The following is a 26,758-nucleotide window of genomic DNA, read 5'->3' on the forward strand; positions in this document are numbered from 1 at the left end:
AGGAGACGCCCGTGATCACCTTGTATGTGTTTGGCCCGGCCTTTGGCCTGCCCGATGCCAGCCCGTTTGTCATCAAGGCCGAGATGCTGCTCAAGCTATCCGGCCTGCCGTATCGCAAGCTGCGTGGCAGCATGCGCCGTGCACCCAAGGGCAAGCTGCCCTATATCGACGACGCCGGCACGCAAGTGCCGGATTCCACACTGATCCGCCTGCATCTGGCCGAGCGGCATGGCATCACGCTGGACGCCGGGCTGTCGGAGACCGACAAGGCGCTGGCCTGGAGCGTGGAGTGCCTGTGCAGCGATCATCTGTACTGGTGTGCGGTACATGAACGCTGGCTGGACGACGCCACCTTCGCGCTGGGGCCGGCGCTGTTTTTCCAGCGCCTGCCATTTTTGCTGCGTGGCCTCGTCACCCGCATGATCCGGCGCAAGGTGCGTGGCAATCTGCATGGTCAGGGCCTGGGCCGCTTCAGCCCGGCCGAGCGCCAGCGGCTGTTACAGCTGGATATCAGCAGCCTGGCGACCTTGCTGGGCGATAAGCCCTATATGCTGGGTGCAGCTCCGAGCTGGCTGGATGCTACGGTGTTTGCCTTTCTCGCGTCGACCTGGCTGGCCACACTGGGCGACACCCCCTGCAAGCAGGCGGTGCGGCAGCATCCCAATCTGCAGGCTTATGTCGAGCGGCTGCGCCGGCAATACTTTCCCGACTGGACGGCCTGAACATGACTGGCGCGTTTCTTGCACAGCACAGCAGCATCATCCCGCCGCAGACCCTGAGCATGAGTCAAGATATCCACATCCGTCCGGCCACGCTGGCCGACGCCGCCAGCATCGTGGCGATTTACAATCCCTACGTGCTGGACACCACCATCAGTTTTGAAGAACAACCGGTGACCGTGCCGGAAATGGCCGAGCGCATACGCAAGGTGGGTGAGCAGGGCCTGCCCTGGCTGGTGGTGGAACTACATGGCGAGCTGCTGGGCTATGCCTATGCCACGCGCTGGCGGGTGCGCCACGCTTATCGCTTTGCGGTGGAAACCTCGGTGTATTTTGCCGCGGCCGCCCGTGGCCAGGGGCTGGGTAGCCGGCTGTACCGTGCCTTGCTGCAAGCGTTGCGTGCGCTGGGCGTGCATGTGGCCATTGGCGGCATTGCCCTGCCCAATCCGGCCAGCGCGGCGCTGCATGAGGGGCTGGGTTTCCGCCAGGTGGCCACATTCCACGAAGTAGGCTGGAAGGCAGGTCGTTGGCTGGATGTGGGCTATTGGGAGCTCAAGCTCAATGATGGCCCGCCACCGCCGGATGCCGGCTGACCGCGCGCTCTGCGCTGTTGTGGCGCCACCACCTCACCAGGATGGTGCGTGCAAACCCTTGGACAGCTGCCGCGCTTTGTGACAAATTTGATCAAATACTCACAAAAGGAGCAGACATGACACAGGCCAGCGACATCATCGTGTTTCAACGCAATCCGGTACGGGTCGAGCAATTCAACGCGGCGGACGAGCGCCGTATCGAAGGCGAATGCGCCCAGACCGTGGAGAACCATTATTCCGACCCCAGCGGCCAGTTTCATGCCGGTATCTGGAGTGGCGGCCGTGGCAGCTGGAAGGTGAAATACAGCGAGCACGAATTCTGCACCCTGCTGGAGGGCTATGTGCGCCTGACCGACAAGCAGGGCGGCAGCGTGGAGCTGTATGCCGGCGACCATTTCGTCATTCCGGCAGGGTTCGAAGGGGTATGGGAAGTGCTGGAGCCGGCGCGCAAGACCTACGCCATCTTCGAGGCCAAATAGTCCCGCCTTGCCGGACAAAGCAAAGCCCCGCACTGACGGGGCTTTGCTATTGGCGATCAAGGGCAAGACTTGAGGCGGCTCACAGGATAGCGCAGCGCCGCATCAGGTTTTTGTTCGCGGTTCTTATTCGCCCAGGCTTTGCTCCAGTTGCTGCAGCCGGGCCTTGAGCGCGGCCACTTCGGCTTCCAGTGCCGCTACCCGCCCGGCGACACCGACATCGATGATGGCAGCAGCGCTGATTTCATTCGGGCCGGGTTCGCCACTCAGCAAGTGGCACCAGCGCGCTTCGCGCTCACCCGGCTGGCGCGGCAGTTTCATGACCAGCGGCGGGTATTTGTCGGCCAGCGCTTCCAGCGCGCTTTCTACTTCCTCCACACCGCCAAAGCTGTAGATGCGGCCGGAGCGGGTGCGGATTTCCGCGCTGGTCTGCGGGCCGCGCAGCATCAGCAGCGCCAGTGCGGCCTGCCGCGCGCCATCGATATTCCATTCATAGTTCAGGCGATGTTCATACTTGGCGACCCGGCTGCCGGCCGGCAGCCGCTCGGTGACCAGTTTTTTCGCCATCAGGCTGGCCAGTGCGGCGCTCAGCTCGGCATCGGACAACTGCATCACCGGCTCGCGGCTGGTGAGCTGATTGCAGGCGGAAGACAGGCTGTTCAGCGTCAGCGGGTAGGCATCGGGTGTCAGCGCCTGTTTCTCGACCAGTGCGCCCAGTACCCGCACTTCCGCGGCATCCAGTTGGTGTGTATCCATCTTGTGCTCCCTTGTTGCAATGCGCACATCATCGCACCAAGCGCGCCTGGCAACCAAGCTTTGTCGCCGCCACCGCTCAGCGTGGTGCTTGCTGTTGCGCCAGCAGGGCATCCAGCTGGTGCAGGCGCTGGATCTCGCGCAGGCGGGCGGCATCCTCATCTTCGGCCAGGGCCTTGTACAGCGAAACCGCCATGCCGATCATGATCAGCATGAAGGGCAGCGCCGCCACGATGGACATGGTCTGCAAACCCTTCAGCCCGCCGCTGGACAACAGCACCAGGGCAATGGCCGACAGCAGCACGCCCCAGATCAGCTTGACCCGGTGTCCCGGATTGAGCGAGCCGCCAGAGGACAGCATGCCCAGCACAAAGGTGGCGGAATCGGCCGAGGTGACGAAGAAACTGACCACCAGCAACATGGCCAGCATGGACAGCGCCCGCCCACCCGGCAGGTAGTCGAACATCACGTATAGCGCGGTGGAGACATCCTGTTTCACCGCGCTGACCAGGTCGGCCCCGCCAAACAGTTGCAGTTCCAGTGCCGTGCCGCCGAACACGGCAAACCAGACAAAGCTGGCCAGGGCCGGCACCAGCATCACACCCACCACGAATTCGCGAATGGTGCGTCCGCGTGAAACACGGGCAATGAACATGCCGACGAAGGGCGCCCAGGTCACCCACCAGGCCCAGTAAAACAGCGTCCAGCTGGCAATCCAGCTGCTCTGGCTGAAGGGCGACATGCGCAGGCTCATGCTGGTGAGATTGCCCAGATAATCACCGAAGGTGGTGGTGAAGGTATCAAAGATAAAACCGCTGGGGCCCAGTATCACCAGCAGCAGCATCAAGCCGCAGGCCAGCAGGATGTTGAGATTGGACAGCCACTTGATACCGCGCGACAGGCCGGTGAGTGAGGACAGCAAAAACAGCACGGTAGCGATGGCGACGATGGCAAAGGTCAGCCAGGGCGACGCCTGCAGTCCGAACAGCATTTGCAGTCCGCTTTCGATCTGCAAGGTGCCAAAGCCCAGCGAAGTGGCCACGCCGAATACCGTCGCCAGCACGGCCAGGGTATCAATTGCCTTGCCGATGGGGCCATCCACCCGCGCACCCAGTAGCGGACGGAATGCCGCACTGATCAGGCCGGGGGTGCCACGGTTGAATTTGAAATAGGCCAGGATCAGGCCCATCAGGCTGTAAATGGCCCAGGGGTGCAGGCCCCAGTGGAAGAAGGCATAACGCATGGCGGCACGTGCTGCATCAGCAGACTGTGGCGTCACGGCAGCATTAGCCGGCGTGGCAAAGTGGGACAGCGGCTCGGCCACCCCCCAGAACACCAGGCCTATGCCCATGCCGGCAGAAAACAGCATGGCAAACCAGCTGCCACGGGAAAACTCCGGCTCCTCATCTGCTTTGCCCAGCCGGATATGGCCGAAACGGCCAAAGGCCAGATACAGCGCAAACACCAGAAAGCCGAAGACGCTGAGCAGGTAAAACCAGCCGAAGCGGGAAATGGTATAGGCCAGCAGGGCGGCGGTGGAGTCGGCCAGCTGTTGGGGGGCGAGTGCGCCGAATAGCACAAACAGGGCAGTCAGTAACAGGGATAGTCGCAAGACCAAGCTTGTCTCCTTTTATCGGTCAGCCAGCAGATAGCCGGGCAGGGCGGTATCGGCTGGCAGGATGGGCAAGGCGGTCACCCGGGCAGGCGCAGGGGCGCTGCGGGTGGCCGGCGGATGGTGTGGCTGCCGTGGCATGGCAAGTCACGATGCAACACGGCGAGGCAGTCTGAAACGGGCGGCTGTGGCTAGGCGGCCCTTATGGATAACTGAATGAATTCAAGATATTGCCTTTTTACCTTATCATTATTAGTAAATTGATGTAAACAAATATACTGAATCAGCTAATTGCCGCAGCAGCGCTGGCCAGCGCTTTGCCTTGCAGCTGGGGGGCTGCCTAACGGATGGATGCTTGACAGCATGCGGCGGACTGGCCAACCTGTCGCCTTTCGAAAAGCATGCAAGGAAACGGTGATGAAGCGGGTGGATCTTCTGTTGGTGGAACAAGGACTTGCCACTTCCCGGACGGCGGCACAAAGCCTGCTGGAAAGCGGCCGGGTCAGCCTGGACGGCCAGGTCATCAGCAAGGCCAGCTCAAAGTTTCCCGCTGGCACACCCTTGCAGGTCAGGCCGGATCCGGCCGACCGCTTCGTCTCCCGTGGCGGGCAAAAGCTGGATGGGGCCTTGCGCCAGGCCGGGCTGGACATCACCGGCTGGCGGGTACTGGATGTAGGACAGTCTACCGGCGGCTTTACCGATTGCGCCCTGCAGGCCGGAGCCGAGTATGTGGTGGGCGTGGATGTGGGCCATGATCAGTTGCACCCCAGGCTATGGGATGATCCGCGCGTGCGCTGTTTTGAAGGGGTGAACGCACGCGCGCTGGATAGCCGCACCCTGTTGCAGGCCAATGATGGCCAGCCATTCGATCTGATGGTGTGCGATGTGTCGTTTATCTCGCTGACGCTGATCCTGCCATCGGCCCTGCCTTTGCTGGGCGAGAGCGGCCGTTTGCTGGGCCTGGTCAAACCGCAGTTCGAGGTGGGGCGTGGCGCGCTGGGCCATGGTGGCATCGTGCGCGATGAAAGCCTGTTCGCCGGGGTGCAGGAAAAGATCAGCAATTGTCTGGATGAACTGGACTGGGAGGTGGAGCAGTGGTTTGACAGCCCGCTGACCGGTGCTGATGGCAACCGCGAGTTCTTTGTGCTGGCACGCCGGGCGGTTTATTGAGCGCACAAAGAAAATCCGCAGAGGCATCGCGCACTCTGCGGATGGCACCGGCCACCTTGCCTGTGGCCTGACGGTGCGGTGGGATCTTGGGGGGCTTCAGTCTTCCTCGCCGCGCACCACCAACAGCGGGCAGTGGGTTTTGCGCATGACGTTTTCGGCAAAGCTGCCTAGCAGCAGATGAGCCAGCCCGCTGCGGCCATGGGTGCCGATGACGATCAGTTCGGCCTTGCGGCTGTCGGCAAAGCGGATCAGCGCATCAGCCATGTCCTTGCCGCCCTCCCAGCTTTCTGCAATATGGCAGTCCACCCGGCTGACGCCTTCGTTGATGGCCTGTTTTTCTGCCTTGTCCAGCACCTCGCGCGCCTGACGGAAAGCCAGATCATGCAGCTGATGGGTGTCCAGTGCACCTACGCCCTCGATGGCCATGTCGCGCAAGCTGGCCACATGCACCAGCGACAAACTGGATTGTGCCATTTTGGCAATACGTAGTGCCTCGGCTAGAGCCTTTGCAGAAGTTCGGCTACCATCTACTGCAATAACAATGTGTTGATACATGGAGTGCTCCTCGTAGAACCGTCGCTCGCGCCAGGTCAGGTGGCGGTACTGCCGGCCGGCATGAGGTCTTGCCCGGCGGACAGAAGCGGCTGAATGCCCTGTTTGATTTCAGGATACTCGCGGCGGCAGAAAGACTCTCCGAACTAATTGTTATGCATTTGATCTATAACAAACTCAAACAGACCATAGCCCACGTTTAATGCGTGAGCCCATGGTCTGCCGCTATTCTGGCCCGACCCATTCGCATACCAAGGAGGATGGTTTTACATCATGTTGATCTTTGCCTTGCTGTCCTTGCTCGTTATTGCTGCCATCGTTGCCTGGAGTCTGAAATCGGGCAAGCGCAAAAACAACAAGGTGGCGGACGATAGCCGCATTTATGCCGCACACACGCAGTCCCGGCCACTGGAACCACTGGAACACAGCACCGGCCACGCCTTTGGCCTGTTGCTCAAGGCCGCCCGTGGCGACCGTTCGGTGGTGGAAAAGTGGATCATGGCCGAACAGCACCAGAATGTGCCGCCGATCAGCCGCGATGGTGCGATCGAGCAACTGGCCCAGCGCCTGCAGGCCAGCCGCCGTTAGCCCTAGCGGCCCAGCACCAGCCCTTCGCGGCGCGGATCCGCGCCGCCAATATAAGCATTGCCAGTCCTGACCAGTGCCGACAGGCCACTGGTCATTTCCACCATCTTCACCTGATGGCCCAGTGCGGTCAGCGTGCTGGCCTGCACTTCCAGCCCTTGTCCGGCTTCCAGCTCGGTGGCGCCATTGCGGTTACCGTAGTGCGGCAGGCTGACGGCCTGTTGCGGATCCAGTTTCCAGTCGAGCAGGGCGATCAGTGTCTGGGCAACATAGCCGATGATCTGGCTGCCTCCGGGTGAGCCAGTGGCCAGCAGGAACTGTCCCTTGCTGTCGAATACCATGGTGGGCGACATGCTGCTGCGCGGCCGTTTGCGCGCTTCCACCCGGTTGGCCACTGGCAGGCCGTGGTCTACCGGTGCAAAGGAAAAATCCGTCAGCTGGTTATTGAGCAAAAAGCCCTTGACCAGCATGCGGCTGCCAAACTGGTCTTCAATCGAACTGGTCATGCTGACCACCCGCCCTTGCCGGTCCACCACATTGAGGTGGGAGGTGCAGGGCAGCTCCACTGCGCTATCCCGGCCATATGCCGACAGTTTGACGCCAGCCGGCTCGCCGGCGCTGGCTATGCCCATGCTGCGTTCCGGATGGATCAACAGGCTGCGTTGCTGCAGATAGTCAGTAGCAAGCAGGGCCGTGCTGGGGACGCTGGCAAAGGCCGGGTCGGCCAGATAGCGGTTGCGATCGGCAAAGGCCAGTTTGCCCGCTTCGGCAAACAGATGAATGGTGGAGCTGGCTGTGGGGGACATGTCCGCCAGCGGGAAGCGTTGCAGCATGCCCAGCATTTGCAGCACGGCCACGCCACCAGAGCTGGGGGCATCCATGCCGCAGACCTGCCAGCTGCGATAGGGGCCGCACAGGGGTTTGCGTTCGATGGCCTGGTAGGCGGCCAGATCAGCGGGCAGCATGCGGCCCGGATTGCGCGGATGCTGATTGACCTTGGCGATGATGGCCGAGGCGATGTCGCCCTCGTAAAAAGCGCGTGGGCCACGGCGGGCGATCTGCTCCAGCGTCGCGGCATACTCGGGATTTTTCAGCAGGCTGCCCATGGCTTTGGGCTGGCCGTCAGGCTGATAGAAATAGCGGCGAGCTGCCTCGTCCTCCCGCAGAAACCGGTCGTTTGCCAGCAGGCTGTACAGCCGTGGAGAAATGGCAAAGCCCTGCCGGGCCAAGCGGATGGCCGGCTGGAACAGGCTGGCCCACGGCAGATGGCCACCATGCTGGTGTGCCAGTTTCAGCATGGCCGGCACGCCGGGAACGCCAACCGAGCGCCCGCCTACTACCGCCTGATAAAAGTCCATGGGCTGGCCTTGCGCCTGCAGGAAAAGCTTGTCATCTGCCGTGGCCGGGGCGGTTTCCCGGCCATCGAAACTGGTGAGCTGGTGGCCATCGTAATACAGCATGAAGGCCCCGCCACCGATGCCTGATGATTGTGGTTCGGTCAGGCCCAGCACCAGCTGGGCGGCAATGGCGGCATCGATGGCACTGCCACCACGCTGCAGGATTTCCAGTGCAGCCTTGCTGGCATACGGGTTGGCGGTCGATACCATGCTGTTGCGCGCGCTGACTGCGGGGCGGGGGCTAAAGCCACTGGCGGCCTCCGGCGCAGCGGTTTCCGCCAGAGCGGGCAGGGCGCACAGCAAAAGCAGCAGACTGCGTAACAGCATGAAGATGAACCTCGCTTGCGATGGGGTGGGTCAGCCATGGCCTCGCCGAAGGTGGCGGGCGGCGTGAACGGCATGCGGACAATGGTGCGACAGCACCGGGTGAGGGTCAATTCAGCGCGGTCAGCCATGAAAAACGGCCGGGCACATTAAGGTGCCAGGCCGTCGTCATTGCCGGATTTGCCGATTCAGGACAGGGTGGCCAGGTACTGGCGCTCCCATGGCGTGATCTGGTTGTGGAAATGGCTGAGCTCCACTTCCTTTACCGCCAGATAGGCTGCGCTGAATTCGCTGCCGAACAGACGTTCGGCCGTGTCATGAGCGGCCATCAGGGCGCAGGCGGCATCCAGGGTATTGGGCAGGGTGGCGGCGTCGGCATTATTGAAAACATTGCCAACCGCCGGCTCGCTCGGGCTGAGCTTTTCTTCCACGCCAAGCAGCCCTGCACCCAGGCTGGCCGCCAGCGACAGGTAGGCATTGGCATCGCAGCCGGGCAGGCGGTTTTCCACGCGGCGGGCTTCCGGGCCGGATACCGGCACGCGGATGCCGACCGAGCGGTTGTCCACGCCCCAGCTCACATTGACCGGTGCGGCCAGGCCCTTGACGAAGCGGCGGAAGGAATTGGGGCTGGGGCAGAACAGCGGCATCAGGTGTGGCAGATACTGTTGCAGGCCGCCGATGTAATGGAAAAACTCGGCGCTGGCCTCGCCATTGGCCTGGCTGAACACATTATTGCCCTGGCCATCCACCACGCTCTGGTGCAAGTGCATCGAACTACCCGGCTGCCCCGGCAGCGGCTTGGCCATGCAGACCACGGTCAGGCCGTGCTGGTAGCCGATTTCCTTCAGCGCGTACTTGAACAGGAAGGTCTGGTCGGCCAGCTCCAGCGCATTGCCATGCTTGAGGTTGATCTCGAACTGGCTGGGGCCCATTTCGTGCACATAGGTGTCGGTCTGGATGCCCAGTTGCTCACAGGCGCGGTACAGGTCGTCGAAAAAGCCTTCCAGATCGTTGAGCGTGGAAAAGCTGAAGGCATCGAAGCCGGTTTCGCGGCGGCCGGTGCGCAGGGCCGGTGCCTGGAAGGGCTGCTCCGGATTGGCGTGGGCATCGAAGATGTAAAACTCCAGCTCCGGTGCCACCACCGGGGTCCAGCCACGGGCCTGATAGCGCGCCAGGATGTTTTTCAACGCTGAGCGCGGTGCCAGCGGCGACAGGCTGCCATCGTGGTCGATGTTGTCGCACACCACCATGGCGCGCGGGGTTTTGGCCCAGGGTACCGGGCGCAGGGTGGCGAAATCCGGGCGCAGCACGACATCGGGGTCGTTCTCGCCATAAAAGCGGTAGTCGGGAAATTCGCCCACGCAGGTCTGGATGGCGACGGCACGGGCAATGCGCAATTCCTGGCCCTTGATCAGGGCCTTGGCGGGCAGGGTTTTGCCACGGGCAAAGCCGCTGACATCAGCAAAGGCCAGCTCGACGTCACGGACGTTTTGCTGAATCAACCATTCGGCTTGAGCGGCCGCGATGGAGTGTTGGGACATGCAGGTCTCCCCTGGAGTGTTCTCGATTGTTTCATCTATCTGCCTGTCTGTCGGTGCTGCATTTTTTTGATTTTGCGGGCTGAGCCCTGTGGGCATTATGCCACCGGCAGGGGGGAGGGCAAGCACGATGTCGCTGCGGCTGGTCATGGCACATGAAAAAACCGGCCCTGCATGCAGGCAAGGCCGGTTTGATCACAAGCAGGAAACTGTGCTTACAGCCGGAAACGCGATACCGACTGCTGCAACTGGCGGGCATGCTGGTCGATATTCTGCATGGCATCGACGGCCAGCTTGACCGAACTCTGGGTTTCTTCCACCACGCCGGCCACCTGCTCCACACTGACCGCGATATTGGCACCGGCCTGGCTTTGCTCGGTCATGGCACTCACTACCGAATGCAGGCTTTCCAGCGCGCTGTGTGCCTGACGGCTGATGGTATCCAGGGTCTGGGCGGCCTCATTGGCCTTGCCCACCCCCAGCTGTACCGCCGGGCGGATTTCCTGCATGCGTCCGGCCACGCTGCCGGTTTCATCCACCACGGCCTGGACGATGCTGGTGATTTCATTGGTGGCGCTGGCAGTGCGCTCGGCCAGCTTGCGTACTTCGTCGGCCACTACGGCAAAGCCGCGGCCCATTTCACCGGCGCGGGCAGCCTCGATGGCGGCATTGAGCGCCAGCAGATTGGTCTGGTTGGCGATATCGCGAATGGTTTCCGCAATGCCGCTGATATTACGGGTGCGTTCGGCCAGGCTGCCAACCAGATCGCTGACATCGCTCACCTGGCTGGCGATGGATTCGATGCCGCTGGCGGCTTCCTTGGCCACCAGCTCACCCTCGCGTGCCAGTTGGCTGGAGCGACGGGCGCCTTCTTCCGAGCCGCCGGCATTATCCTTGACATGGTCGATGCTGACCGACAGCTGCTCGATGGAGGCGGCCGCAGAGGCGGTGGAATTGCTGGCAATGCCGGACACTTCGTCCACCTTGTTCATTTGCGCCGACAGCTGCTGGCCGGCCTGGCCGATATCATCGGTGGACTGGCGGATCTGGTTGATCATTTCGCGCAGCTTCTGCTGCATTTCGTGCATGGCGGCCAGCAGGCTGTGCGGTGGGCCGTTGACCTGGATTTGTTCGGTCAGGTCGCCCTGGGCAATCTGGCGCACCACCTGGGCGGCGTAGCCGGGCTCACCGCCCAGCGAGCGCACGATGCTGCGCGACATGGCACTACCCAGCACGATGAGCGCCAGCACCGAAACCCCGCTGATCAGCAGCAGGATGGTGCCCTGACGCCAGAACAGGGCGTCGATATCGTCAATGAAAAAGCCGGTGCCCACCGTCCAGCCCCAGGGTTCGAAGCGCACCACGCCGTTGAGCTTGGGCAGCTGCTCCTTGCTTGCGCCGCGCGAGGTCAGGATGGTGACGATGCCGTAATGGTCTTTTTGCAGTGCTTCGTTGTAGACGGCTACCGTGGTGCGGCCATCGGGCACGGTACTGCCCATGTCCACCTTGCCTTCACGGTCGGCCTTGGGGTGCAGTACCAGGCGGTTGTCGCTGTCGCGGGCGAAGAAGTAGATGTCATCCACCTTCAGTGCCTTCAGCGTCTTGCGCGCCATGTCCTGCGCCTGCTGCCGGCTGAGTTTGCCGCTGGTTTCCTGCTTGGCGTAGTAGTCGAGCGTGTTCTCTGCCATGCGCAGCAACAGGGTGATCTGCTCACGCTTTTCGCTCTGCAGCGTGCTGCGGGTGATGTACAGCGAGGTGGCGGCCAGGGCGATCAGCGCGATCAGGCTGGCAGCAATGATGATGAGCAGGCGGGTATTGACGCGCACGATGGCAGTCCTTGGCGTGGAGTGGGTTCTTTAAAGACGGCATCTTCTGTAAGTTGCCCCGGTAAATATACCGGGGCATTGTTAATACTAAACGCAGGGCCAATCCGTAATAACTGCTGAAAACCCCTAGTCGCTCTTTATCAGCGGCGAATGATTCACTTATAGCTTGTGTTCGGCCAAAGCGGCAGTAAAAACTGCAAAATCCAGCTCCACCTGATCGGCATAGCTCATGGCATAGCTGGCGATGGCCTGGTCGAATTTGTCCGACTGGCCGATATAGCCGGCCATTTCCGCAGCACGGCCACCGGATTTGGCATGGGCGCGTGCCAGTGCCCAGGCACAGGCCTGGCCGAATGCCGCCAGGCTTTCCGCCGAGTCGAATGATTCCAGTGCCGGTGCTGCCTTCATGTCGCGCAGCTGGCGCACATAGAAGTGACGGTCGCCCGGCCCGGTCGTCCAGCCCAGAAACAGGTCACTGGCTGCCTGCATCAGCCGCTGGCCAAACACCACACGCTTGCCCTGGTGACCATGCACGCATTGCTGGGTGTAGGGTTCCAGCACCGAGTTGCGCGCTTCTTTCAATTGCAGGAACAGCGGCTGGTCGTATTCATCCTGCAGCAGCATCACCAGACAACGGGTGCCGACGCTACCCACGCCTACCACCTTGAAGGCAGCATCCACCAGCCGGAAGCGGCTGAGCAGGGTGCGGCGGTCTTCTTTCAGCGTGGCGCTGTACTCGGCCAGCATGGGTTGCAGCAAATCATGTGAGCTGCCATCGCCCAGCCAGTGCTCATCATTGCCCCAGACCTGGTCTTGCTGCTGCATGTGGAAGATCACCGGCGGGTTGTCGCGCAGCCGCAGGCTGCCGTCTTCCAGTACCGTCATTTTGGGCAGCAGTTTTTCCTGGGTCTGGCCGCGTGCCTTGTCCGCCAGCTTCAGTAGCTGCTGGCGGATGCTGTCGCTATTGGCCCGCTGCAGTAATTGTTCGAAGCCCACCTTGCAGTACCACAGCTCCAGCTGGCTCATCTGGGCATATTCCTGCATGCGCTTGCGGTAGGTTCCCACCAGCTGGCACACCGCCTGCCGTGCCGCACCATTGCTGAAGCCACGATTGCGCGCGGCCAGCACCACGCTGACCGCCAGGCGCTTGATGTCCCATTCCCACGGTGCCTGATGCGTTTCGTCAAAGTCGTTGATGTCGAACATCAGCTGGCGTTCCGGCGAGGCGAAGAAGCCGTAGTTCATCAGGTGGGCATCGCCACAGGTTTGCAGGGTGATGCCACTATTGGGGGTGGCGGCCAGATCGGCGGCCTGGATCATGGCCATGCCGCGGAAGAAGGCAAAGGGCGAAGCCTGCATGCGGCTGTAGCGCAGCGGAATCAGCGAAGGGACCCGGCCAGCGGATGTCTGGCGCAGCATGTCCACCACGTCGCGCTGTGGACTGAGCAGGCATTGCGCCTGCAGGGTGCGGGAGCAGCTTTCACGGCGCGCCTTGCCGGCGGCGAGGCGTTTTTCATATTGCAGATGTGCGGGAGTGGTCATGGCGGTTCATTGGCTGTAGATGACAATTCAGCACAGTGTAATCCCGCAGACATGAAAAATTGATGATCGGAGGTCATTTGTCCTTGCCGACCTGCCCTGGGCTAGTCCTGCTGCAAGAAGCGCAGCAATTGCTGGCGGTAGTGCACGGCCGTGGCCGGCTGTGCCTGCCAGTATCGCTGTAACTGGTGACCTGCCCCTTCCAGCCACAATAGCTGGCTGCTGCTGCAGTGGCGGCTGCTGGCATGCAGTTTTTCAATCAGCTTGCGTGGAATCACCTCATCTTGCGTGGCGGCCACGATCAGGACATGCCCGCGAAATTGCTGCAGGCGCGGCCAGGCATCGCTATCCAGCCAGCTGAGCGGCTGGCGCAGCATGGCGCTGAAGGCCGGCCCAAACGGGATATCAAAGGCAGCTGGGGTGTAGGCGCCGGGTACTTGCAGGATCAGGTGGCTGCAAGGCAGCTGCTCCAACAGGCGCAGGGCGATATAAGCGCCCATGCTGCTACCCAGTAGTGCCAGCGGCTTGTTGTCCACATGGCAATGACGGTATACCGCCAGGGCTTGCTCCACGCGCTGGCGCAGGCTGGACCCCAGCAGGCTGCCGCCGGTTTCGCCGTGACCGATAAAGTCGAAGGCGCTGCTGGCAATCTGCTGCGACTGTAAATGCTGTCTTAATGGCAGATAGCTGGCGCGGTCGGCTTGTCCGGCACCGTGTAACAACATCAGCTGGCGCACGGGAGCCGGGCTGTTGCAGCAGTCACCACGGAGCCGCGTGTGGAGAAACGGCAGGGTGAACTCGCTGCGCGGGAGTGGGGCATTCTCCATGGAACTGGCTATCGCGGGTGTGGTGCTGATTGTCATGATGAGGTTTTATCCACAGATTCATGCACAGGCTATGCACATCATCCACAGCGGATGGGGTGTTTGTAAAAGCATGCACAGCCGGTCCGCCCCTGCTGGCAGGGCATTGTCACGTAATGACGGCGCACCATGCCGGCTTATGCACAGCTTGTTCAGGACTTATCCCATCTATCCACGGAGCCAGTGCTGGTGACGAACTTATCCACAGCCTGGTCTCAGCTGGCGCAGCGCTTGATCAGGCGCAGCCAGGGCGGAGTCAGCGGGATGCCGTTCTGGTCGACCTGCAGCCGGCTGTGCTCGCCATCGGGCTGCACATCGACCTCCAGGCTGGTGTTGCCACTGACTGGATTGAGCAGCTTGATGGTCTCCATGCCGTCGGCCTTGCTGTCGCGCCGTACGTAGTCATCGGGAATCTTCAGCTGGCGGATGCCCTGCTTCAGGCAATCCGCCACCTCTGCGGGCTTTTTGTCGGAGGTCAGCTGCAAGCTGCTGTCGGCACGCGCCATGACGGGGCTGGCCAGCAGGATGGCCAGCAGTAGTAGGCTGTTCAGCTGTTGGCGCAAGGTCGGAGTCGTGGGTGGTGTTGGCATGGGGCTGGGCTCGGGCAAGTGATAGGCGGATGGAGGCCCGATTGCGCCTGCTGGTTCCGCCATGCTGCGACAACAGATGTTAAGGAGTATTGAACGCGCCGGTTTGCCAGGCGCTGGACAGCAGCAGCAACAACAGCAGCAACAGCAATTGCCGCCGGCTCTGCCGTGCCAGCCGAGCACAGAGTTCGTCCGCTGGCAGGCGGCCGCGTTCCAGTCTTTGCCGGCATTGGCTGATCAGCGGGCGGCTGCGCCATTCCAGCAGTAGCAGCAGCATCATGCCCAGCAGCTTGGCCGTGGCCAATGGGACTGGCCGGCCTTGCTGCCATAGCATGGCGGCATGGTAATAAGCCAGCCCGGCGCCGCTGCACAGCCACAGCAGCAGGCTGAGGCGCCACCAGTTGTCGGCACGCAGGCAGCGTGTCAGGGCGGGGGCATCCAGTGGCGGAGCCAGATTGCGGGCACGCGCCGCAAGCGCTCCCAGGCCACAGCCCAGGGCCAGCAGATGAAGCGTGGCAAACAGCCATTGCAGCATGATGACCCCCCGGCCAGCCAAGTCTGACTACACTAGTGAAGCTGGCTGTGGCTGGCAAGCATTCAGCGCTATTTGCCTGTCATGATGGCTGCAGTTGTGACATTTGCCCGCTGGCGGCAGACGCAAAAAAACCGGCCGTAGCCGGTTTTGTCATGGCTTGGCTGGCGTTCAGCCGCGTACCTGGCCATCGCCCAGTACGATCCATTTCTGGCTGGTGAGGCCTTCCAGGCCGACCGGGCCACGGGCGTGGATCTTGTCGGTGGAAATGCCGATTTCCGCGCCCAGGCCATATTCGAAGCCATCGGCAAAGCGGGTGCTGGCATTCACCATCACGCTGGAAGAGTCCACTTCGCGCAGGAAGCGGCGGGCACGGCCGTAGTCTTCGCTGATGATGGCGTCGGTGTGGTGGCTGCCGTAGTGGTTGATGTGCTCGATGGCTTCATCCAGATCCTTGACCACCTTGATGGCCAGAATCGGTGCGGAGTACTCGGTATACCAGTCGTCCTGGGTGGCCGGCACGATCTGCTGGCCCAGAATCACCCGGGTACGCTCGCAGCCGCGCAGTTCCACACCCTTTTCCCAATAAGCCTCGGCCAGACGCGGCAGGATGAATTCGGCAAAGGCCGTGTGCACCAGCAGGGTTTCCATGGTGTTGCACGGTGCGTAGCGCTGGGTCTTGGCGTTGATGGCGATATTGAAGGCTTTTTCCGGATTGGCCGTGTCGTCGATATAGACATGACAGTTGCCGTCCAGATGCTTGATCACCGGTACGCGTGCCTCGGCGCTGATGCGGGCGATCAGGCTCTTGCCACCACGCGGCACGATCACGTCCACGTATTCCTGCATGGTGATCAGCTCGCCCACGGCGGCGCGGTCGGTGGTTTCCACCACTTGCACCACTTCGGCCGGCAGGCCGGCCAGGCGCAAGCCTTCGTGCACGCAGGCGGCAATGGCCTGATTGCTGTGGAAGGCTTCCGAGCCGCCACGCAGGATGGTGGCATTGCCGGATTTCAGGCACAGGCCGGCGGCATCGGCGGTGACGTTGGGGCGGGCTTCATAAATGATGCCCACCACACCCAGCGGCACGCGCATCTTGCCCAGCTGGATGCCGGAGGGGCGATAGCAGAAGTCGTCCATTTCGCCCACCGGATCGGGCAGGCTGGCGATCTGGCGCAGGCCTTCGGCCATGCTGGCTACGGTGGCCTCGGACAAGGCCAGGCGGTCGATGAAGGCCGCATCCAGACCGGCGGCGCGGGCGGCGTCCAGGTCCTGCTGGTTGGCGGCCAGCAATTTGGCGCTGTCGCGCAGGATGGCGTCAGCCATGGCGTTCAGTGCCTGGTTTTTCTGGCGGGTGTCGGCCTTGGCAATCGCGCGGCTGGCTTTGCGCGCCGCCTGGCCGACGCGCTGCATGTAGTCCTTCACATTCATGGCAATGTCCTGATGCTGATCACTGTTCGGGTAGTGAGCCAGATTACCGCAAAACTGCCCGGCTCAGCCAGTGACAAGCAGGTGGATATTGTCGGACAAGGTGGCTGAGCTAGCCCACCATGGCGCAGGGATGGAAGTCCAGTGCCATGAAATCGTCTGCCACTTCCTGGCCGAATTCGAGGATGGTTTCGTCATCTTCGATGTAGTGCCAGTTCAGGGTGACATAGTTGCCGGCCACGGCAGCGTCGTTGAACAGGCTGAACAGTTCCAGCAGCACCTTGGTGCTGGAACTGTTGAAGTAGGCCAGCTGGATGTCGACGGTGATCTGGGTGGATTGCAGGCTGGGCAGGTAGTTTTGCACCGCCTGCATGATGGGGCCGAAAAAGGCTTGCGCGTTTTCCGGGTAGCTTTCTCCGCGCAGACTCAGCTGGTGCTGGTCGAACTGGAAGTTCACTTCCGGCGTGGACGAAGTCGGGGCGATATACAGGTTTTGCATGATTCGGAGCTTTAAATGGTGGCTTTGAGATAAAAAGTGGTAAACGGGCCGGATGCGCCGGCTTCATCGACAAAATCAAATTCGATGGGGTTGCTGGAGTCGCGGGCGACGGTGAGGAAGCCCAGGCCGGCGCCCTTGCTGCCGGCTTCGCCTTCGGCGCGCAGCTTTTCCTTGTACAGGGCCTTGATTTCGTCATTGGTCATGGTGCGCAGCGGTTCCAGCTTGGCGCGGATATGTGCGGCTCCTTCGCTGCTGATGGGGTTGGCGCATACCACGTAGTAGTGGCCGTCGGACTCACCTACCCACAGCGAACCCATGCGGATTTCATGGTCGGAGTCGTCGGTGGCGGTCAGGTGATCGGCCGAGTAATGCACCACGTTCTGCGCCATTTCCACGAAGACGGAAAACAGCTTGCGGCGGGCGGTCTGGCTGGCGTCCAGGCTGGACAGGCGCAGGCGCAGCGAGTCGCCCATGGCGGTGACGATGCTTTGCGAGAAATAGCCGGTGTAATAGAACACCACGTTTTCCTGGCGGGCCAGTTCCTTGAAACGGTGGAAATCGGTCAGGCTCATGCGCGTTCTTTCTTGATGGGGTGGGTCTGGATCAGAGCAGGTGTACGCCAAACAGGCTGACATCGTCGCGGCGACTGTTGTCGCCCTGCCATTTGAGGAAGGCGTCGATCAGCTGCTTTTGCTGTTGCTGCATCGGCTTGTCGGCATGTTTGAGGATGTTTTCCTTCAGGCGCTTCTTGCCAAAGCAGATGCGCTTGGGGCCGCCGATCTGGTCGATGATGCCGTCGGTACTGATATACAGGCGGCTGCCCGGCGGCAGCTGCACGGCGTGGTTGTCCCACTGGTAGTCCAGCGGCGTGCCGACATAGCCCACGCCCTTCTTGTTGGCATCCAGGGTGTGGACTTCGTCCGCACCCGGCTCCAGTACGAACAGCGGGGTCTTGGCCGAGGCATAGGTGAGGGTGCGGCTGGCGTAGTCGAACCAGCAGAAGGCACCGTCCATGCCGTCGTCGGAGTTCAGCTCCGGGTGGTCGGCGAGGCCGGCTTCTTCCGGGGTGAGCTGGCCCAGCGACTGCTTCACCTGCTGGTTGATGGCCTGCAGCAGGGCGGCCGGGTTGTGCAGGTCGTGGCTGGTCAAAACCTGTTTCAGTGTGGAGGCCATGATCAGCGTCATGAAGGCGCCCGGCACACCGTGGCCGGTGCAGTCGATGACCGCGACAAAGAAGCCATCCGGCCGTTTGACAAAGTAGTAGTAGTCGCCGCCGACGATGTCACGCGGCGCCCACACCATGAAGTAATCATCCAGTGCGCTGGCCATGTCGCGACGCGAGCTTTGCAGGAAGGACTGCTGGATCACACTGGCGTAATTGATGCTTTCCATCATCTGGCGGTGCTTTTCCGCCTGCTGGTCGGCCAGTGCCTGCATCAGCGACACGCCCAGTCCCATGCCGGCATAGGCATTGTCCAGGTTGATGATGAAACCGTCCGACAGCACTTTCTTGTCCGCTTCCAGTGCCATGAAGGACAGCTCGGTAATCGGCGTCAGATAGTCGACGATCAGCGGGCTGGCATTCATGAAGGCGGTGCAGGGCTTGCGGCCGAAGATTTCGCGATGAAACGGCCGTGCCAGCGTGCTCATGAAGGTATTGCGGTTGATGATGCCGATGGCGCGCTGCTGATCCACCACCGGGATATTGCTCAGCCCTTCGTCCTGGGTGAACAGTTCCAGTACATGGTAGTTGTTGTCATTGGGGCTGACGGTCGGCGGCGTCTGCAGCAGATGTCCCGCCATGGATTGCGAGCGAGCGGCGTGGGGTGTGCTGTCTAGCGGCATGATGTTCTCGGCGGAATTGACGTGGCCGCAGTCTAGATTTACCGGATGATGATTCGGTTACTGCAAGATGAACTTTGTTTTATTGCTAATCAAATATGATGTTATTTATTAGAATATTTTATTATTGAATGAATATCGGCTGGCAGGTGCGCCGCCTGTTGTTTCGCACCGACGGCCCTTGGCGTTGGCCTGTCCGAGATGGTGATGCTGCTTGACCCTGTGGCGTAAAGGGCTTATTTTGCTTGTCTAGCAACCGCTTGGTTGATAAATAAAACAAAGATCTAGCTACATCCTCGGGAGAATGCATGAGCGACTATCAAGAATTCCATCGCCGTTCCATCGAGCAGCCAGAAGCATTCTGGGGTGCCGAGGCCGCGCGCATTTACTGGCACAAGCCCTATACCCAGGTATTGCAGTACGACAATCCCCCCTTTCGCCAGTGGTTTGCCGGTGGTGAAACCAATCTCTGTTACAACGCGGTAGACCGTCACCTGGCCGAGCGCGCCGAGCAGGCCGCGCTGATTCATGTGTCGAGCGAAACCGGTGCCGAGCAAAGCTATACCTACCGCCAGCTGTATGAAGAAGTCAGCCGTTTTGCCGCCATCATGCAGGCGCAGGGGGTGGGCAAGGGCGACCGGGTATTGATTTACATGCCGATGATTCCGGAGGCCATCTTTGCCATGCTGGCCACGGTGCGGCTGGGGGCGATTCATTCGGTGGTGTTTGGAGGCTTTGCCTCGGCCAGCCTGGCTACGCGCATCGAAGATGCCGCGCCCAAGCTGCTGGTGACTGCGGATGCCGGCATGCGTGGCGGCAAGGTGATTGCCTACAAGCCGCTGGTGGACGAGGCGATGGAGCTGGCTGGCGCTGCGGCAGCGGACAAGGTGATCCTGGTGAATCGGGGCCTCGCGGAAGCGCCGATGATGAAGCCGGGGCGCGACCTGGATTACGCCACCCTGCGTGAGCAGCACTGGCATGACCGGGCCGGGGTGGAGTGGGTGGAGTCCAATCATCCCAGCTACATCCTGTATACCTCGGGCACCACCGGCAAGCCCAAGGGTGTGCAGCGCGATACCGGCGGCTATGCGGTGGCGCTGGCCTCCACCATGGAATACATCTATGGCGGCAAGCCGGGTGAAACCTATTTTTCCACCTCGGACATTGGCTGGGTGGTGGGGCACTCCTACATCGTCTACGCCCCGCTGATCAGCGGCATGGCCACGCTGGTGTATGAAGGCCTGCCCATCCGCCCTGATCCGGGCATCTGGTGGCAACTGGTGGAGAAATACCGCGCCACGGTGATGTTCTCCGCCCCCACCGCCTTGCGCGTGCTGAAAAAGCAGGACCCGGAATGGCTGCACAAATACGATCTGTCCAGCCTGCGGGCGCTGTTCCTGGCCGGCGAGCCGCTGGACGAGCCGACGGCGGAGTGGATTTCCGGCGAGCTGAAAATCCCGGTGCTGGACAACTACTGGCAGACCGAAACCGGCTGGCCGATGCTGACGGTGTGCAATGGTGTACAGCCCCTGCCCACCAAGCTGGGCAGCCCTGGCCTGCCGGTGTATGGCTATAACGTGAAGCTGCTGGACGAGACGACGGGCGAAGAAGTGCCGGTGGGCGAGAAGGGGGTGATTGCGGTGATTCCACCCTTGCCGCCCGGCTGCATGAGCACGGTATGGCGGCAGGATGAACGCTTTGTAAACACCTATTTCAGCCTGTTCCAGGACCGCAAGGTGTATTCCTCGTTTGACTGGGGCGTGCGCGATGCCGACGGTTATTTCACCATTCTTGGCCGTACCGATGATGTGATCAATGTGGCCGGCCACCGGCTGGGTACGCGTGAAATCGAAGAGGCCGTGTCCGGCCATGCGGCGATTGCCGAAGTGGCGGTGGTCGGGGTGCACGACACGCTGAAGGGCCAGGTGCCGCAGGCTTTTGCCGTGCTGCGTGACCCGTCGGTGCTCAAGGATCCGGAAAAGAAGGCCGCACTGGAAAAAGAGGTGATTTCCAAGGTGGCATCGCAGCTGGGTGCGATTGCCAATCCGGCGCGGGTGTATTTCGTCAATCAGCTACCCAAGACCCGCTCCGGCAAGGTGCTGCGCCGTTCGATACAGGCGCTGGCCGAGGGGCGCGATCCGGGCGATCTGACCACGCTGGATGATCCGAGCGGACTGGAGCAGGTGCGCGACGCAGTACAGTCTTGAATTGAAGGTGGGTGGACACAGCCGGCGCGGGTCAGTTGCCGGCTGTGGATTCAGCCGCATCCTGTCATGGGATGCGGCATTTTTACGTCCGCTGTACGCCCGGTTCAGCTGCGGAAGACGCTGACCGCCGCGTTGAGCGCCTTGGCATGGCTGTTCAACTGGTCAGAGGCGGTCGCCGAGGCTTCCACCGTGACCTGGTTGGCTTCGGTCATGCTGGCAATCACCTCGATGCGTTGCGCCATGTCGCCCATGGCGCTTTGCTGTTCGCGCAGCGCCAGGCTGATGCCCTGGATGTGCTCGACGATCTGGTCGGTGTTCTGGCGGATGCCGCTGATGGCCTCGCGCGCCTTGTGGGTCTGCTCCACCCCGTGGTTGGAGGCATCCACACTGCTCTGCATGACGCCGACCACGCCGGTCATGCCCTGGCGGATGGTTTCGATCTGGCCGGAAATCTCTACCGTGGCCACGCCCGTGCGTTCGGCCAGCTTGCGTACCTCATCAGCCACCACGGCGAAGCCACGGCCCATTTCCCCGGCCCGTGCGGCCTCGATGGCGGCATTGAGCGCCAGGAGATTGGTCTGATCGGCGATGTCGTGAATGGTGCGGGTAATCGAGGCAATGGCGTCGGTTTGCTTGTTCAGGTCGTCGATGGCGCTGGCGGCACTGCCGATGCGTTCGGCAATATGGCTGATATCGCTGGCGGTCGCGTGAATCAGCTGCTCGCAATCGCTGACCATTTGCCCGGCACCTTGTGCCTCACCGCCCACATCCTGACTCTGGCTGCCCAGTTGCTGGATGCTTTGCAGCACTTCTTCCACCGACACGCTCATGGAGCGGGTCGATTCGCTCTGCACCGTACTGGATTTCTGCAGCTGGTGTGCGGCGTCACTCATGCTGCCGGCGCTGCTGTCTAGTTCGCCGGACAGGTTACGGATATTGCTGGTGATATTGCGCAGCTGGCCTTGCATGTCGGCCAGGCTGTGCAGCAGGCTGCCCTGGCTATCTGCCGGCAGCACGATACGCTGGCTCAGATCACCACTGGCAATGCGGTTGGCCACTTCCATGGCCAGTGCCGGTTCGCCGCCCAGTACGCCGAATACCCGGCGATACAGCAGCACGCCACCCAGGCTGACCACGATGACCAGCAAGGCAGCCAGGCCCAGAATCATGTCGCGCAGATGGGTAGTGGTCTGGTTCATGGCGGCATAGGCCTGGTCGTCCTCCTGCTGGATTTGCTTGTTCAGCTCTTCCACCTGCTTGGTCAGCTCGTCGGCGCGGTCGTCAAAACCGCTGCCCTTTTCCTTCATCAGTGCATTGCCCGCTTCGCGGCCGGACTCGACATAGGCCTTGGCCATGCGCTTGCCCACACTGTAGAACTGGTCGACGGCTTGCTGCATGGCGCCGACCTTGCCGGCCAGTTGCGGGTCGAGCCGGCTGATGGTGGGCAGGTTCTTTTGCAGTGCCTGGTAGTGTTCTTCGGCATCCTTGTAGCCATCGGCATCGCCAGTGGCGCTGACATCCGTGAGGAATTGCTGGATCTGCACCACGTGGTAGCGCACATCGGTCATGTTCTGCACCAGGGTATTGGTGACATCCTGTTCGTAGTGGGTGGTCTGGTCGATGCGCTGCAGGCTGAACAGGGTGACCAGGCCAAGCGTCAGCAGCAGGGCAACGACAATGGCAATGAAACCGACCAGGATGGGTTTGAGTTTTTGTGTTTTGCTGGGCATGAGTTTACTTGCTGTAGGTAGGGTGGCCAGGCCGTCATGGCGCCGTAAGTGTTATTCAGATGTCCAGGCTGCTGCGCTCCGGATGCCGCTGGCGGGTCTTGCTGGATGGCAACCCCGCTGCGCTCAGGGTTGATTTTGGCGGAAACAAAATTGTCTGACAATAAGAATTGTTTTTGTTTTGATGACTTTCATCAAATACCCCCGCTATTTTCCGTAATTAGTTGAAAAATAAGCAATCAGCATGCTGGGCGCGCCGGTTCGGATGCTTGGGCTGGTTAACAAAACCCCGGCTCTGGCGTAGCGCCGCCTTGCCGTACTCTTGGTATTGTCTGCCTTGGCGCGCCTTGGCTGGGGTTCGCTGTGAGGTTTTGTCAGCGCGGCTTACTGCCTGGCTGGCAGCACAGGGAAGGATGCTCCGCCACCGAGCCAGGCGTCAGCCCAGGGGCAGCGGCGGAGCGGGGGGCCGGTTTCAGCGCAACAGCTCGGTATCGTGCTGTGCATCCTGCCCCTTGTTCAGCGATGCCTTCAGCCGGCGCATGCTGAACCACACGGTCAGCGCCACCAGCGGAATGGCCAGCCCGGTCAGCAGTTCCACATTCAGATGCAGGCCGGCCGCCTCCACTGCCGCCAGCAGGTGGTGCAACAGGCTCACCATATAGTAGGTCAGCACGCCAACCGACAAGCCTTCCACGGTTTCCTGCAGGCGCAGCTGCAGGGCGGCCCGGCGGTCCATGCTGGCCAGCAAGGCGCGGTTCTGTTCTTCATGCAGCACTTCCACCCGGGTACGCAGCAAGGCGGTGGTGCGCTGCAGGCGGGCGGTGATGCGGTCCTGGCGGCGGGCTACGGTTTCGCAGGTATTCATCGCCGGGGACAGCCGCCGTTCCATGAACTCGCGGAAGGGCTGCATGCCGGAGATGCGCTGTTCGCGCAATTCGCCGATGCGTGCTTCCACCAGCCGGTAATAGGCGTGGGCTGCCGAGAAGCGGTACTGGCTTTCCGCAATCAGCTGTTCCACCCGCGTGGCCAGTGCCGTCAGCTGCGACAGCAATTGCGCATCCGAGCCATTGCCTTCGGCGGCGGCCATGCGTTCGGTAATGGCGCGCAGCTCGATGCCCAGATTGTCCAGATCGCGCATCTGCTTCTTGGCAATGGGCAGGGCCAGCAGGGTGAGCATGCGATAGGTTTCCAGTTCGAACAGCCGCTGCAGCATGCGGCCGGACTGACTGGCGCCCATGGCGCGGTCCACCACCACATAGCGCGAGAAGCCTTCTGCCAGCCGGGCGTCGGGATGCAGGCGCAAGTCGGTATAGGCCGCGCCGTTGCCATCGCCGATTTCCGCGCCGATCAGCTCGCGTCCGCCAAACCAGCGGCTCGACATCTCGGCCAGCTCGGTTTCGCGCTCGGAGGGCAGCAGTACCGCGTGCAGTGCCACCAGCACCACGCCGGGCAGGTCGCGCAGCCAGGCGGCGGGGATGCGGTCGAGCGCGGTGCGCTCGAACGGGTCGGCGCAGTCGCCACCGACAATAAAGGTGTAGCGGGCAAATTCGGTATGCAGCGACCAGCGCACGGTCAAATCGCCGGCACTGGCCGAGTAATAAGCCTGATCGGTCAGGGGAGCGGGCAGGCCGATGCGCTCGGCCAGGTCGGCCAGTGCGGCACGCTGTGGCACATCGTCGAAATCGTAATACAGGCTGAGCGAGGTCAGCCGGGCCGGGGAGGGGATGGCGGCATAGGGCCGCGCATGGGCTTCCTCGTTCAGTTCACGGCGCAGGTGGTGCGGAGTGAGAGTCGTCATCGGTGGGTCCTGAAAGGTAAACGGTTTCAGTGCTGAGGAGGCCGCCGGACCCGTCAGGACTCAAACCGCTCGAGCGCATCAGCATACCCGATACGCCCTTGGCCACACCATGCAATTACCGCACCAGTCCGTCCAGCCCTTGCTGAATACCATTCAGCTGTGGTCTGCGCTCTGCCTTGCTGTCAGCAGTGGGTGGGCCTGAGTGTCCGGAATGGAAAGCCGCTTGTCAGTACGGGAAAGCCGAATAGTATTTTTTGGTATAAATGTATCTCGCAATATTATTAATGGGAATAAAGCGGCTGGGTTAGCATGATGTCAGTTCAATCTTCCCGGAGTCCATCATGAAATTGCGCACTTTGTTCGGCCTGGTGGCCGCGGTACTGTCCGCCCATGCGCTGGCAGATGTCACTTTGCTGAATGTTTCTTACGACGTGATGCGCGATTTCTACAAGGACTACAACCCGGTCTTCCAGAAAGCCTACAAGGCCCGGACCGGCGAAACCGTCAGCATCCAGCAGTCGCATGGCGGTTCCAGCAAGCAGGCCTTGTCGGTGGCCAATGGTCTGGCGGCCGACGTGATCACCATGAATCAGGCGTCGGATATCGACCTGCTGGCCACCCGTGGGCTGATTCCGGCCAACTGGGCCAGCCGTCTGCCCAATGCCTCGGTGCCGTTCACTTCCCCCACGGTGTTCCTGGTGCGCAAGGGCAATCCGCACAAGCTGCGCGACTGGAGCGACCTGGCCAAGCCGGGGGTGCAGGTGATCATTCCCAATCCGAAAACCTCGGGCAATGGCCGCTACAGCTATCTGGCCGCCTGGGGTTACGGCCTGAAACAGCCGGGTGGCAGCGAAGCCAAGGCGCGTGCGCTGGTGGCCGGCATCTTCAAGAATGTGCCGGTGCTGGATGGTGGTGGCCGCGCCGCCACCACTACCTTCATGCAGCGCCAGATCGGCGATGTGCTGGTGACCTTCGAGAACGAGGCCGAGCTGATCGCCCGCGAGTTTGGCCGTGGCAGCTTTGAAATCGTCTATCCGCCGCTATCGGTGCTGGCGGAAAACCCAGTGGCCATCGTCGACAAGGTGGTGGACAAAAAAGGCAGCCGCAAGCAGGCCGAGGACTATCTGCGCTTCCTGTGGAGTAGCGAAGGCCAGACCATTGCCGCACAAAACTACCTGCGTCCGCAGGACAAGGCGGTGGCACAGAAATTCGATGCCCAGTTTCCTTATGTGAAGACCTTCACCGTGCAGAGCGTGTTCGGGTCGTGGGCGGCGGTGAACAAGAAGCACTTCGCCGATGGCGGCGTGTTCGATCAGATCTATAGCAAGCGTTAAGCGGAGCCAGCGTGAGCAATATCCTCAATCTGCGCCATAGCGTGCTGCCCGGTTTCCGGCTCAGCTTTGGCATTACCCTGTTCTGGCTGGCGCTGATCGTGCTGCTGCCGTTTGCTGCCCTGGTGTATTCCACCATGGGCATGGGCTGGGATGGCTTCCTGGCAGCGGTGGGCAGCGAGCGCGTGATGGCTTCCATCCGCCTGTCTTTTGCCACCGCCGGGCTGTCCGCCCTGATCAATCTGGTGTTCGGCTTCCTGGTGGCCTGGGTGCTGGTGCGCTATCCCTTTCCCGGCAAACGGCTGGTGGATGCATTGGTGGATCTGCCCTTTGCCCTGCCCACGGCGGTGGCCGGCATTGCGCTGACCACGCTGTATGCCCCCAATGGCTGGATCGGCCAGTTTCTGGTGCCGCTGGGCATCAAGGTGTCGTTCACCCCCTTGGGCATCATCGTGGCGCTGACCTTTATCGGCCTGCCCTTCGTGGTGCGTACGGTGCAGCCGGTGCTGGAAGACCTGGAAAAAGAGCTGGAAGAAGCCGCCACCTGCCTGGGTGCCAGCCGCTGGGACATTTTCCGCCGGGTGATCTTTCCGGCCACGCTGCCCTCGCTGATTACCGGCGGCACCATGGCCTTTGCCCGTGCGACCGGCGAATACGGCTCGGTCATCTTCATTGCCGGCAATATTCCGCTGGTGTCGGAAATCGCCCCGCTGATCATCGTCTCCAAGCTGGATCAGTTCGACCAGCAAGGTGCCACTGCGGTGGCGCTGGTGATGCTGGGCATTTCCTTTGTCTTCCTGTTGTTGATCAACCTGATCCAGTGGTGGGCTGCACGCCGCCACGGGGCCGGACGCTAAGCG

The 26,758-nt window shown here is 61.7% G+C and carries 25 protein-coding genes; 8 read left to right on the top strand and 17 right to left on the bottom strand.

All coding sequences use genetic code 11. The annotated features are described in order from the left end of the window. Positions 1-11: 11 nt before the first annotated feature. The 3 genes from EAY64_RS01415 to EAY64_RS01425 all read left to right on the top strand — a co-directional run bounded on the left by EAY64_RS01415 (position 12) and on the right by EAY64_RS01425 (position 1,791). The gene (locus tag EAY64_RS01415) at positions 12-722 is read left to right on the top strand and encodes a glutathione S-transferase C-terminal domain-containing protein (RefSeq protein ID WP_103522992.1); all 711 of its coding nucleotides are present in this window, start codon (positions 12-14) and stop codon (positions 720-722) included. A gap of 59 nt (positions 723-781) precedes the next feature. Next, positions 782-1,312 (top strand): arsinothricin resistance N-acetyltransferase ArsN1 family B, encoded by a 531-nt coding sequence (locus EAY64_RS01420; protein ID WP_103523083.1) that lies wholly within the window; start codon positions 782-784, stop codon positions 1,310-1,312. Between the two features lie 116 nt (positions 1,313-1,428). Beyond that, positions 1,429-1,791, top strand: a complete 363-nt coding sequence (locus EAY64_RS01425; RefSeq protein ID WP_103522993.1) for a cupin domain-containing protein — start codon at positions 1,429-1,431, stop codon at positions 1,789-1,791. Between the two features lie 123 nt (positions 1,792-1,914). Here EAY64_RS01425 and EAY64_RS01430 read toward each other — a convergent pair whose 3' ends face one another. The 3 genes from EAY64_RS01430 to EAY64_RS20760 all read right to left on the bottom strand — a co-directional run bounded on the left by EAY64_RS01430 (position 1,915) and on the right by EAY64_RS20760 (position 4,294). Then, on the bottom strand, positions 1,915-2,544 hold the full coding sequence (locus EAY64_RS01430; RefSeq protein ID WP_103522994.1) for a YceH family protein: 630 nt from the start codon (positions 2,542-2,544) through the stop codon (positions 1,915-1,917). A gap of 76 nt (positions 2,545-2,620) precedes the next feature. Then, complete coding sequence (locus EAY64_RS01435; protein WP_304511179.1) at positions 2,621-4,153, bottom strand: glycine betaine uptake BCCT transporter; 1,533 nt, start codon at positions 4,151-4,153, stop codon at positions 2,621-2,623. Positions 4,154-4,171: 18 nt separating this feature from the next. Further along, complete coding sequence (locus EAY64_RS20760) at positions 4,172-4,294, bottom strand: hypothetical protein (protein WP_255424524.1); 123 nt, start codon at positions 4,292-4,294, stop codon at positions 4,172-4,174. 276 nt (positions 4,295-4,570) lie between these two features. Here EAY64_RS20760 and EAY64_RS01440 point away from each other — a divergent pair, with 276 nt between their 5' ends. After that, on the top strand, positions 4,571-5,323 hold the full coding sequence (locus tag EAY64_RS01440; RefSeq protein ID WP_103522996.1) for a TlyA family RNA methyltransferase: 753 nt from the start codon (positions 4,571-4,573) through the stop codon (positions 5,321-5,323). A gap of 96 nt (positions 5,324-5,419) precedes the next feature. On the opposite strand, the gene EAY64_RS01445 is transcribed toward EAY64_RS01440, so the two are convergent. After that, positions 5,420-5,878, bottom strand: coding sequence for a universal stress protein (locus EAY64_RS01445; protein ID WP_103522997.1), 459 nt, complete (start codon positions 5,876-5,878; stop codon positions 5,420-5,422). A 270-nt stretch (positions 5,879-6,148) separates the two neighbouring features. Between EAY64_RS01445 and EAY64_RS01450 the strand changes: the two genes are divergently transcribed. Further along, positions 6,149-6,463 (top strand): hypothetical protein, encoded by a 315-nt coding sequence (locus EAY64_RS01450; protein WP_103522998.1) that lies wholly within the window; start codon positions 6,149-6,151, stop codon positions 6,461-6,463. A 2-nt stretch (positions 6,464-6,465) separates the two neighbouring features. Here the strand turns inward: EAY64_RS01450 and ggt are convergent, their stop codons facing one another. From ggt to EAY64_RS01505, 11 genes are all read right to left on the bottom strand, one after another. Continuing rightward, positions 6,466-8,184 carry a gamma-glutamyltransferase gene (ggt, locus tag EAY64_RS01455; protein ID WP_103522999.1) on the bottom strand — a complete coding sequence of 573 codons (1,719 nt, stop codon included), beginning with the start codon at positions 8,182-8,184 and terminating at the stop codon, positions 6,466-6,468. 185 nt (positions 8,185-8,369) lie between these two features. After that, positions 8,370-9,722 (bottom strand): glutamine synthetase family protein, encoded by a 1,353-nt coding sequence (locus EAY64_RS01460; RefSeq protein WP_103523000.1) that lies wholly within the window; start codon positions 9,720-9,722, stop codon positions 8,370-8,372. Between the two features lie 212 nt (positions 9,723-9,934). Further along, a complete protein-coding gene (locus EAY64_RS01465) occupies positions 9,935-11,545 on the bottom strand; it encodes a methyl-accepting chemotaxis protein (protein ID WP_103523001.1) in 1,611 nt (536 codons plus the stop codon). A 159-nt stretch (positions 11,546-11,704) separates the two neighbouring features. After that, entirely contained in the window at positions 11,705-13,087 is a 1,383-nt protein-coding gene (locus EAY64_RS01470) for a DUF2252 domain-containing protein (protein WP_103523002.1), read from the bottom strand. Positions 13,088-13,188: 101 nt separating this feature from the next. Further along, complete coding sequence (locus tag EAY64_RS01475) at positions 13,189-13,947, bottom strand: alpha/beta fold hydrolase (protein WP_103523003.1); 759 nt, start codon at positions 13,945-13,947, stop codon at positions 13,189-13,191. 215 nt (positions 13,948-14,162) lie between these two features. Beyond that, positions 14,163-14,537, bottom strand: coding sequence for a hypothetical protein (locus EAY64_RS01480; RefSeq protein ID WP_147456160.1), 375 nt, complete (start codon positions 14,535-14,537; stop codon positions 14,163-14,165). 79 nt (positions 14,538-14,616) lie between these two features. Beyond that, positions 14,617-15,069, bottom strand: coding sequence for a DUF2214 family protein (locus EAY64_RS01485; RefSeq protein ID WP_113024016.1), 453 nt, complete (start codon positions 15,067-15,069; stop codon positions 14,617-14,619). 168 nt (positions 15,070-15,237) lie between these two features. Next, on the bottom strand, positions 15,238-16,497 hold the full coding sequence (locus EAY64_RS01490; protein WP_103523006.1) for a glutamate-5-semialdehyde dehydrogenase: 1,260 nt from the start codon (positions 16,495-16,497) through the stop codon (positions 15,238-15,240). 109 nt (positions 16,498-16,606) lie between these two features. Continuing rightward, positions 16,607-16,993 carry a DUF1987 domain-containing protein gene (locus EAY64_RS01495; protein ID WP_103523007.1) on the bottom strand — a complete coding sequence of 129 codons (387 nt, stop codon included), beginning with the start codon at positions 16,991-16,993 and terminating at the stop codon, positions 16,607-16,609. 11 nt (positions 16,994-17,004) lie between these two features. Continuing rightward, positions 17,005-17,565, bottom strand: coding sequence for a SiaB family protein kinase (locus tag EAY64_RS01500; protein ID WP_103523008.1), 561 nt, complete (start codon positions 17,563-17,565; stop codon positions 17,005-17,007). 31 nt (positions 17,566-17,596) lie between these two features. After that, positions 17,597-18,838 carry a PP2C family protein-serine/threonine phosphatase gene (locus EAY64_RS01505; RefSeq protein ID WP_103523009.1) on the bottom strand — a complete coding sequence of 414 codons (1,242 nt, stop codon included), beginning with the start codon at positions 18,836-18,838 and terminating at the stop codon, positions 17,597-17,599. Positions 18,839-19,143: 305 nt separating this feature from the next. Here EAY64_RS01505 and EAY64_RS01510 point away from each other — a divergent pair, with 305 nt between their 5' ends. Continuing rightward, complete coding sequence (locus tag EAY64_RS01510; RefSeq protein ID WP_103523010.1) at positions 19,144-21,042, top strand: propionate--CoA ligase; 1,899 nt, start codon at positions 19,144-19,146, stop codon at positions 21,040-21,042. A 104-nt stretch (positions 21,043-21,146) separates the two neighbouring features. Here EAY64_RS01510 and EAY64_RS01515 read toward each other — a convergent pair whose 3' ends face one another. Further along, positions 21,147-22,772 carry a methyl-accepting chemotaxis protein gene (locus tag EAY64_RS01515; RefSeq protein ID WP_103523011.1) on the bottom strand — a complete coding sequence of 542 codons (1,626 nt, stop codon included), beginning with the start codon at positions 22,770-22,772 and terminating at the stop codon, positions 21,147-21,149. A 469-nt stretch (positions 22,773-23,241) separates the two neighbouring features. After that, complete coding sequence (locus EAY64_RS01520; RefSeq protein ID WP_103523012.1) at positions 23,242-24,567, bottom strand: DUF3422 family protein; 1,326 nt, start codon at positions 24,565-24,567, stop codon at positions 23,242-23,244. Between the two features lie 341 nt (positions 24,568-24,908). On the opposite strand from EAY64_RS01520, the gene EAY64_RS01525 reads away from it, so the two are divergent. After that, positions 24,909-25,901, top strand: coding sequence for a sulfate ABC transporter substrate-binding protein (locus EAY64_RS01525; protein WP_103523013.1), 993 nt, complete (start codon positions 24,909-24,911; stop codon positions 25,899-25,901). A gap of 20 nt (positions 25,902-25,921) precedes the next feature. Then, positions 25,922-26,755, top strand: coding sequence for a sulfate ABC transporter permease subunit CysT (cysT, locus tag EAY64_RS01530; protein ID WP_103523084.1), 834 nt, complete (start codon positions 25,922-25,924; stop codon positions 26,753-26,755). Positions 26,756-26,758 lie beyond the last annotated feature (3 nt).

Source organism: Aquitalea palustris, assembly GCF_003693445.1.
GTDB classification, from domain to species: Bacteria; Pseudomonadota; Gammaproteobacteria; order Burkholderiales; family Chromobacteriaceae; genus Aquitalea; species Aquitalea palustris.

Bases quoted from the DNA above. Each gene is read 5' to 3' on its own strand.
- EAY64_RS01420 (WP_103523083.1), top strand. From the start codon at position 782: ATGAGTCAAGATATCCACATCCGTCCGGCCACGCTGGCCGACGCCGCC.
- EAY64_RS01425 (WP_103522993.1), top strand. From the start codon at position 1,429: ATGACACAGGCCAGCGACATCATCGTGTTTCAACGCAATCCGGTACGG.
- EAY64_RS01430 (WP_103522994.1), bottom strand. From the start codon at position 2,544: ATGGATACACACCAACTGGATGCCGCGGAAGTGCGGGTACTGGGCGCA.
- EAY64_RS20760 (WP_255424524.1), bottom strand. From the start codon at position 4,294: ATGCCACGGCAGCCACACCATCCGCCGGCCACCCGCAGCGCCCCTGCG.
- EAY64_RS01440 (WP_103522996.1), top strand. From the start codon at position 4,571: ATGAAGCGGGTGGATCTTCTGTTGGTGGAACAAGGACTTGCCACTTCC.
- EAY64_RS01445 (WP_103522997.1), bottom strand. From the start codon at position 5,878: ATGTATCAACACATTGTTATTGCAGTAGATGGTAGCCGAACTTCTGCA.
- EAY64_RS01450 (WP_103522998.1), top strand. From the start codon at position 6,149: ATGTTGATCTTTGCCTTGCTGTCCTTGCTCGTTATTGCTGCCATCGTT.
- ggt (WP_103522999.1), bottom strand. From the start codon at position 8,184: ATGCTGTTACGCAGTCTGCTGCTTTTGCTGTGCGCCCTGCCCGCTCTG.
- EAY64_RS01460 (WP_103523000.1), bottom strand. From the start codon at position 9,722: ATGTCCCAACACTCCATCGCGGCCGCTCAAGCCGAATGGTTGATTCAG.
- EAY64_RS01470 (WP_103523002.1), bottom strand. From the start codon at position 13,087: ATGACCACTCCCGCACATCTGCAATATGAAAAACGCCTCGCCGCCGGC.
- EAY64_RS01475 (WP_103523003.1), bottom strand. From the start codon at position 13,947: ATGACAATCAGCACCACACCCGCGATAGCCAGTTCCATGGAGAATGCC.
- EAY64_RS01480 (WP_147456160.1), bottom strand. From the start codon at position 14,537: ATGCCAACACCACCCACGACTCCGACCTTGCGCCAACAGCTGAACAGC.
- EAY64_RS01485 (WP_113024016.1), bottom strand. From the start codon at position 15,069: ATGCTGCAATGGCTGTTTGCCACGCTTCATCTGCTGGCCCTGGGCTGT.
- EAY64_RS01490 (WP_103523006.1), bottom strand. From the start codon at position 16,497: ATGAATGTGAAGGACTACATGCAGCGCGTCGGCCAGGCGGCGCGCAAA.
- EAY64_RS01495 (WP_103523007.1), bottom strand. From the start codon at position 16,993: ATGCAAAACCTGTATATCGCCCCGACTTCGTCCACGCCGGAAGTGAAC.
- EAY64_RS01500 (WP_103523008.1), bottom strand. From the start codon at position 17,565: ATGAGCCTGACCGATTTCCACCGTTTCAAGGAACTGGCCCGCCAGGAA.
- EAY64_RS01505 (WP_103523009.1), bottom strand. From the start codon at position 18,838: ATGCCGCTAGACAGCACACCCCACGCCGCTCGCTCGCAATCCATGGCG.
- EAY64_RS01510 (WP_103523010.1), top strand. From the start codon at position 19,144: ATGAGCGACTATCAAGAATTCCATCGCCGTTCCATCGAGCAGCCAGAA.
- EAY64_RS01515 (WP_103523011.1), bottom strand. From the start codon at position 22,772: ATGCCCAGCAAAACACAAAAACTCAAACCCATCCTGGTCGGTTTCATT.
- EAY64_RS01520 (WP_103523012.1), bottom strand. From the start codon at position 24,567: ATGACGACTCTCACTCCGCACCACCTGCGCCGTGAACTGAACGAGGAA.
- EAY64_RS01525 (WP_103523013.1), top strand. From the start codon at position 24,909: ATGAAATTGCGCACTTTGTTCGGCCTGGTGGCCGCGGTACTGTCCGCC.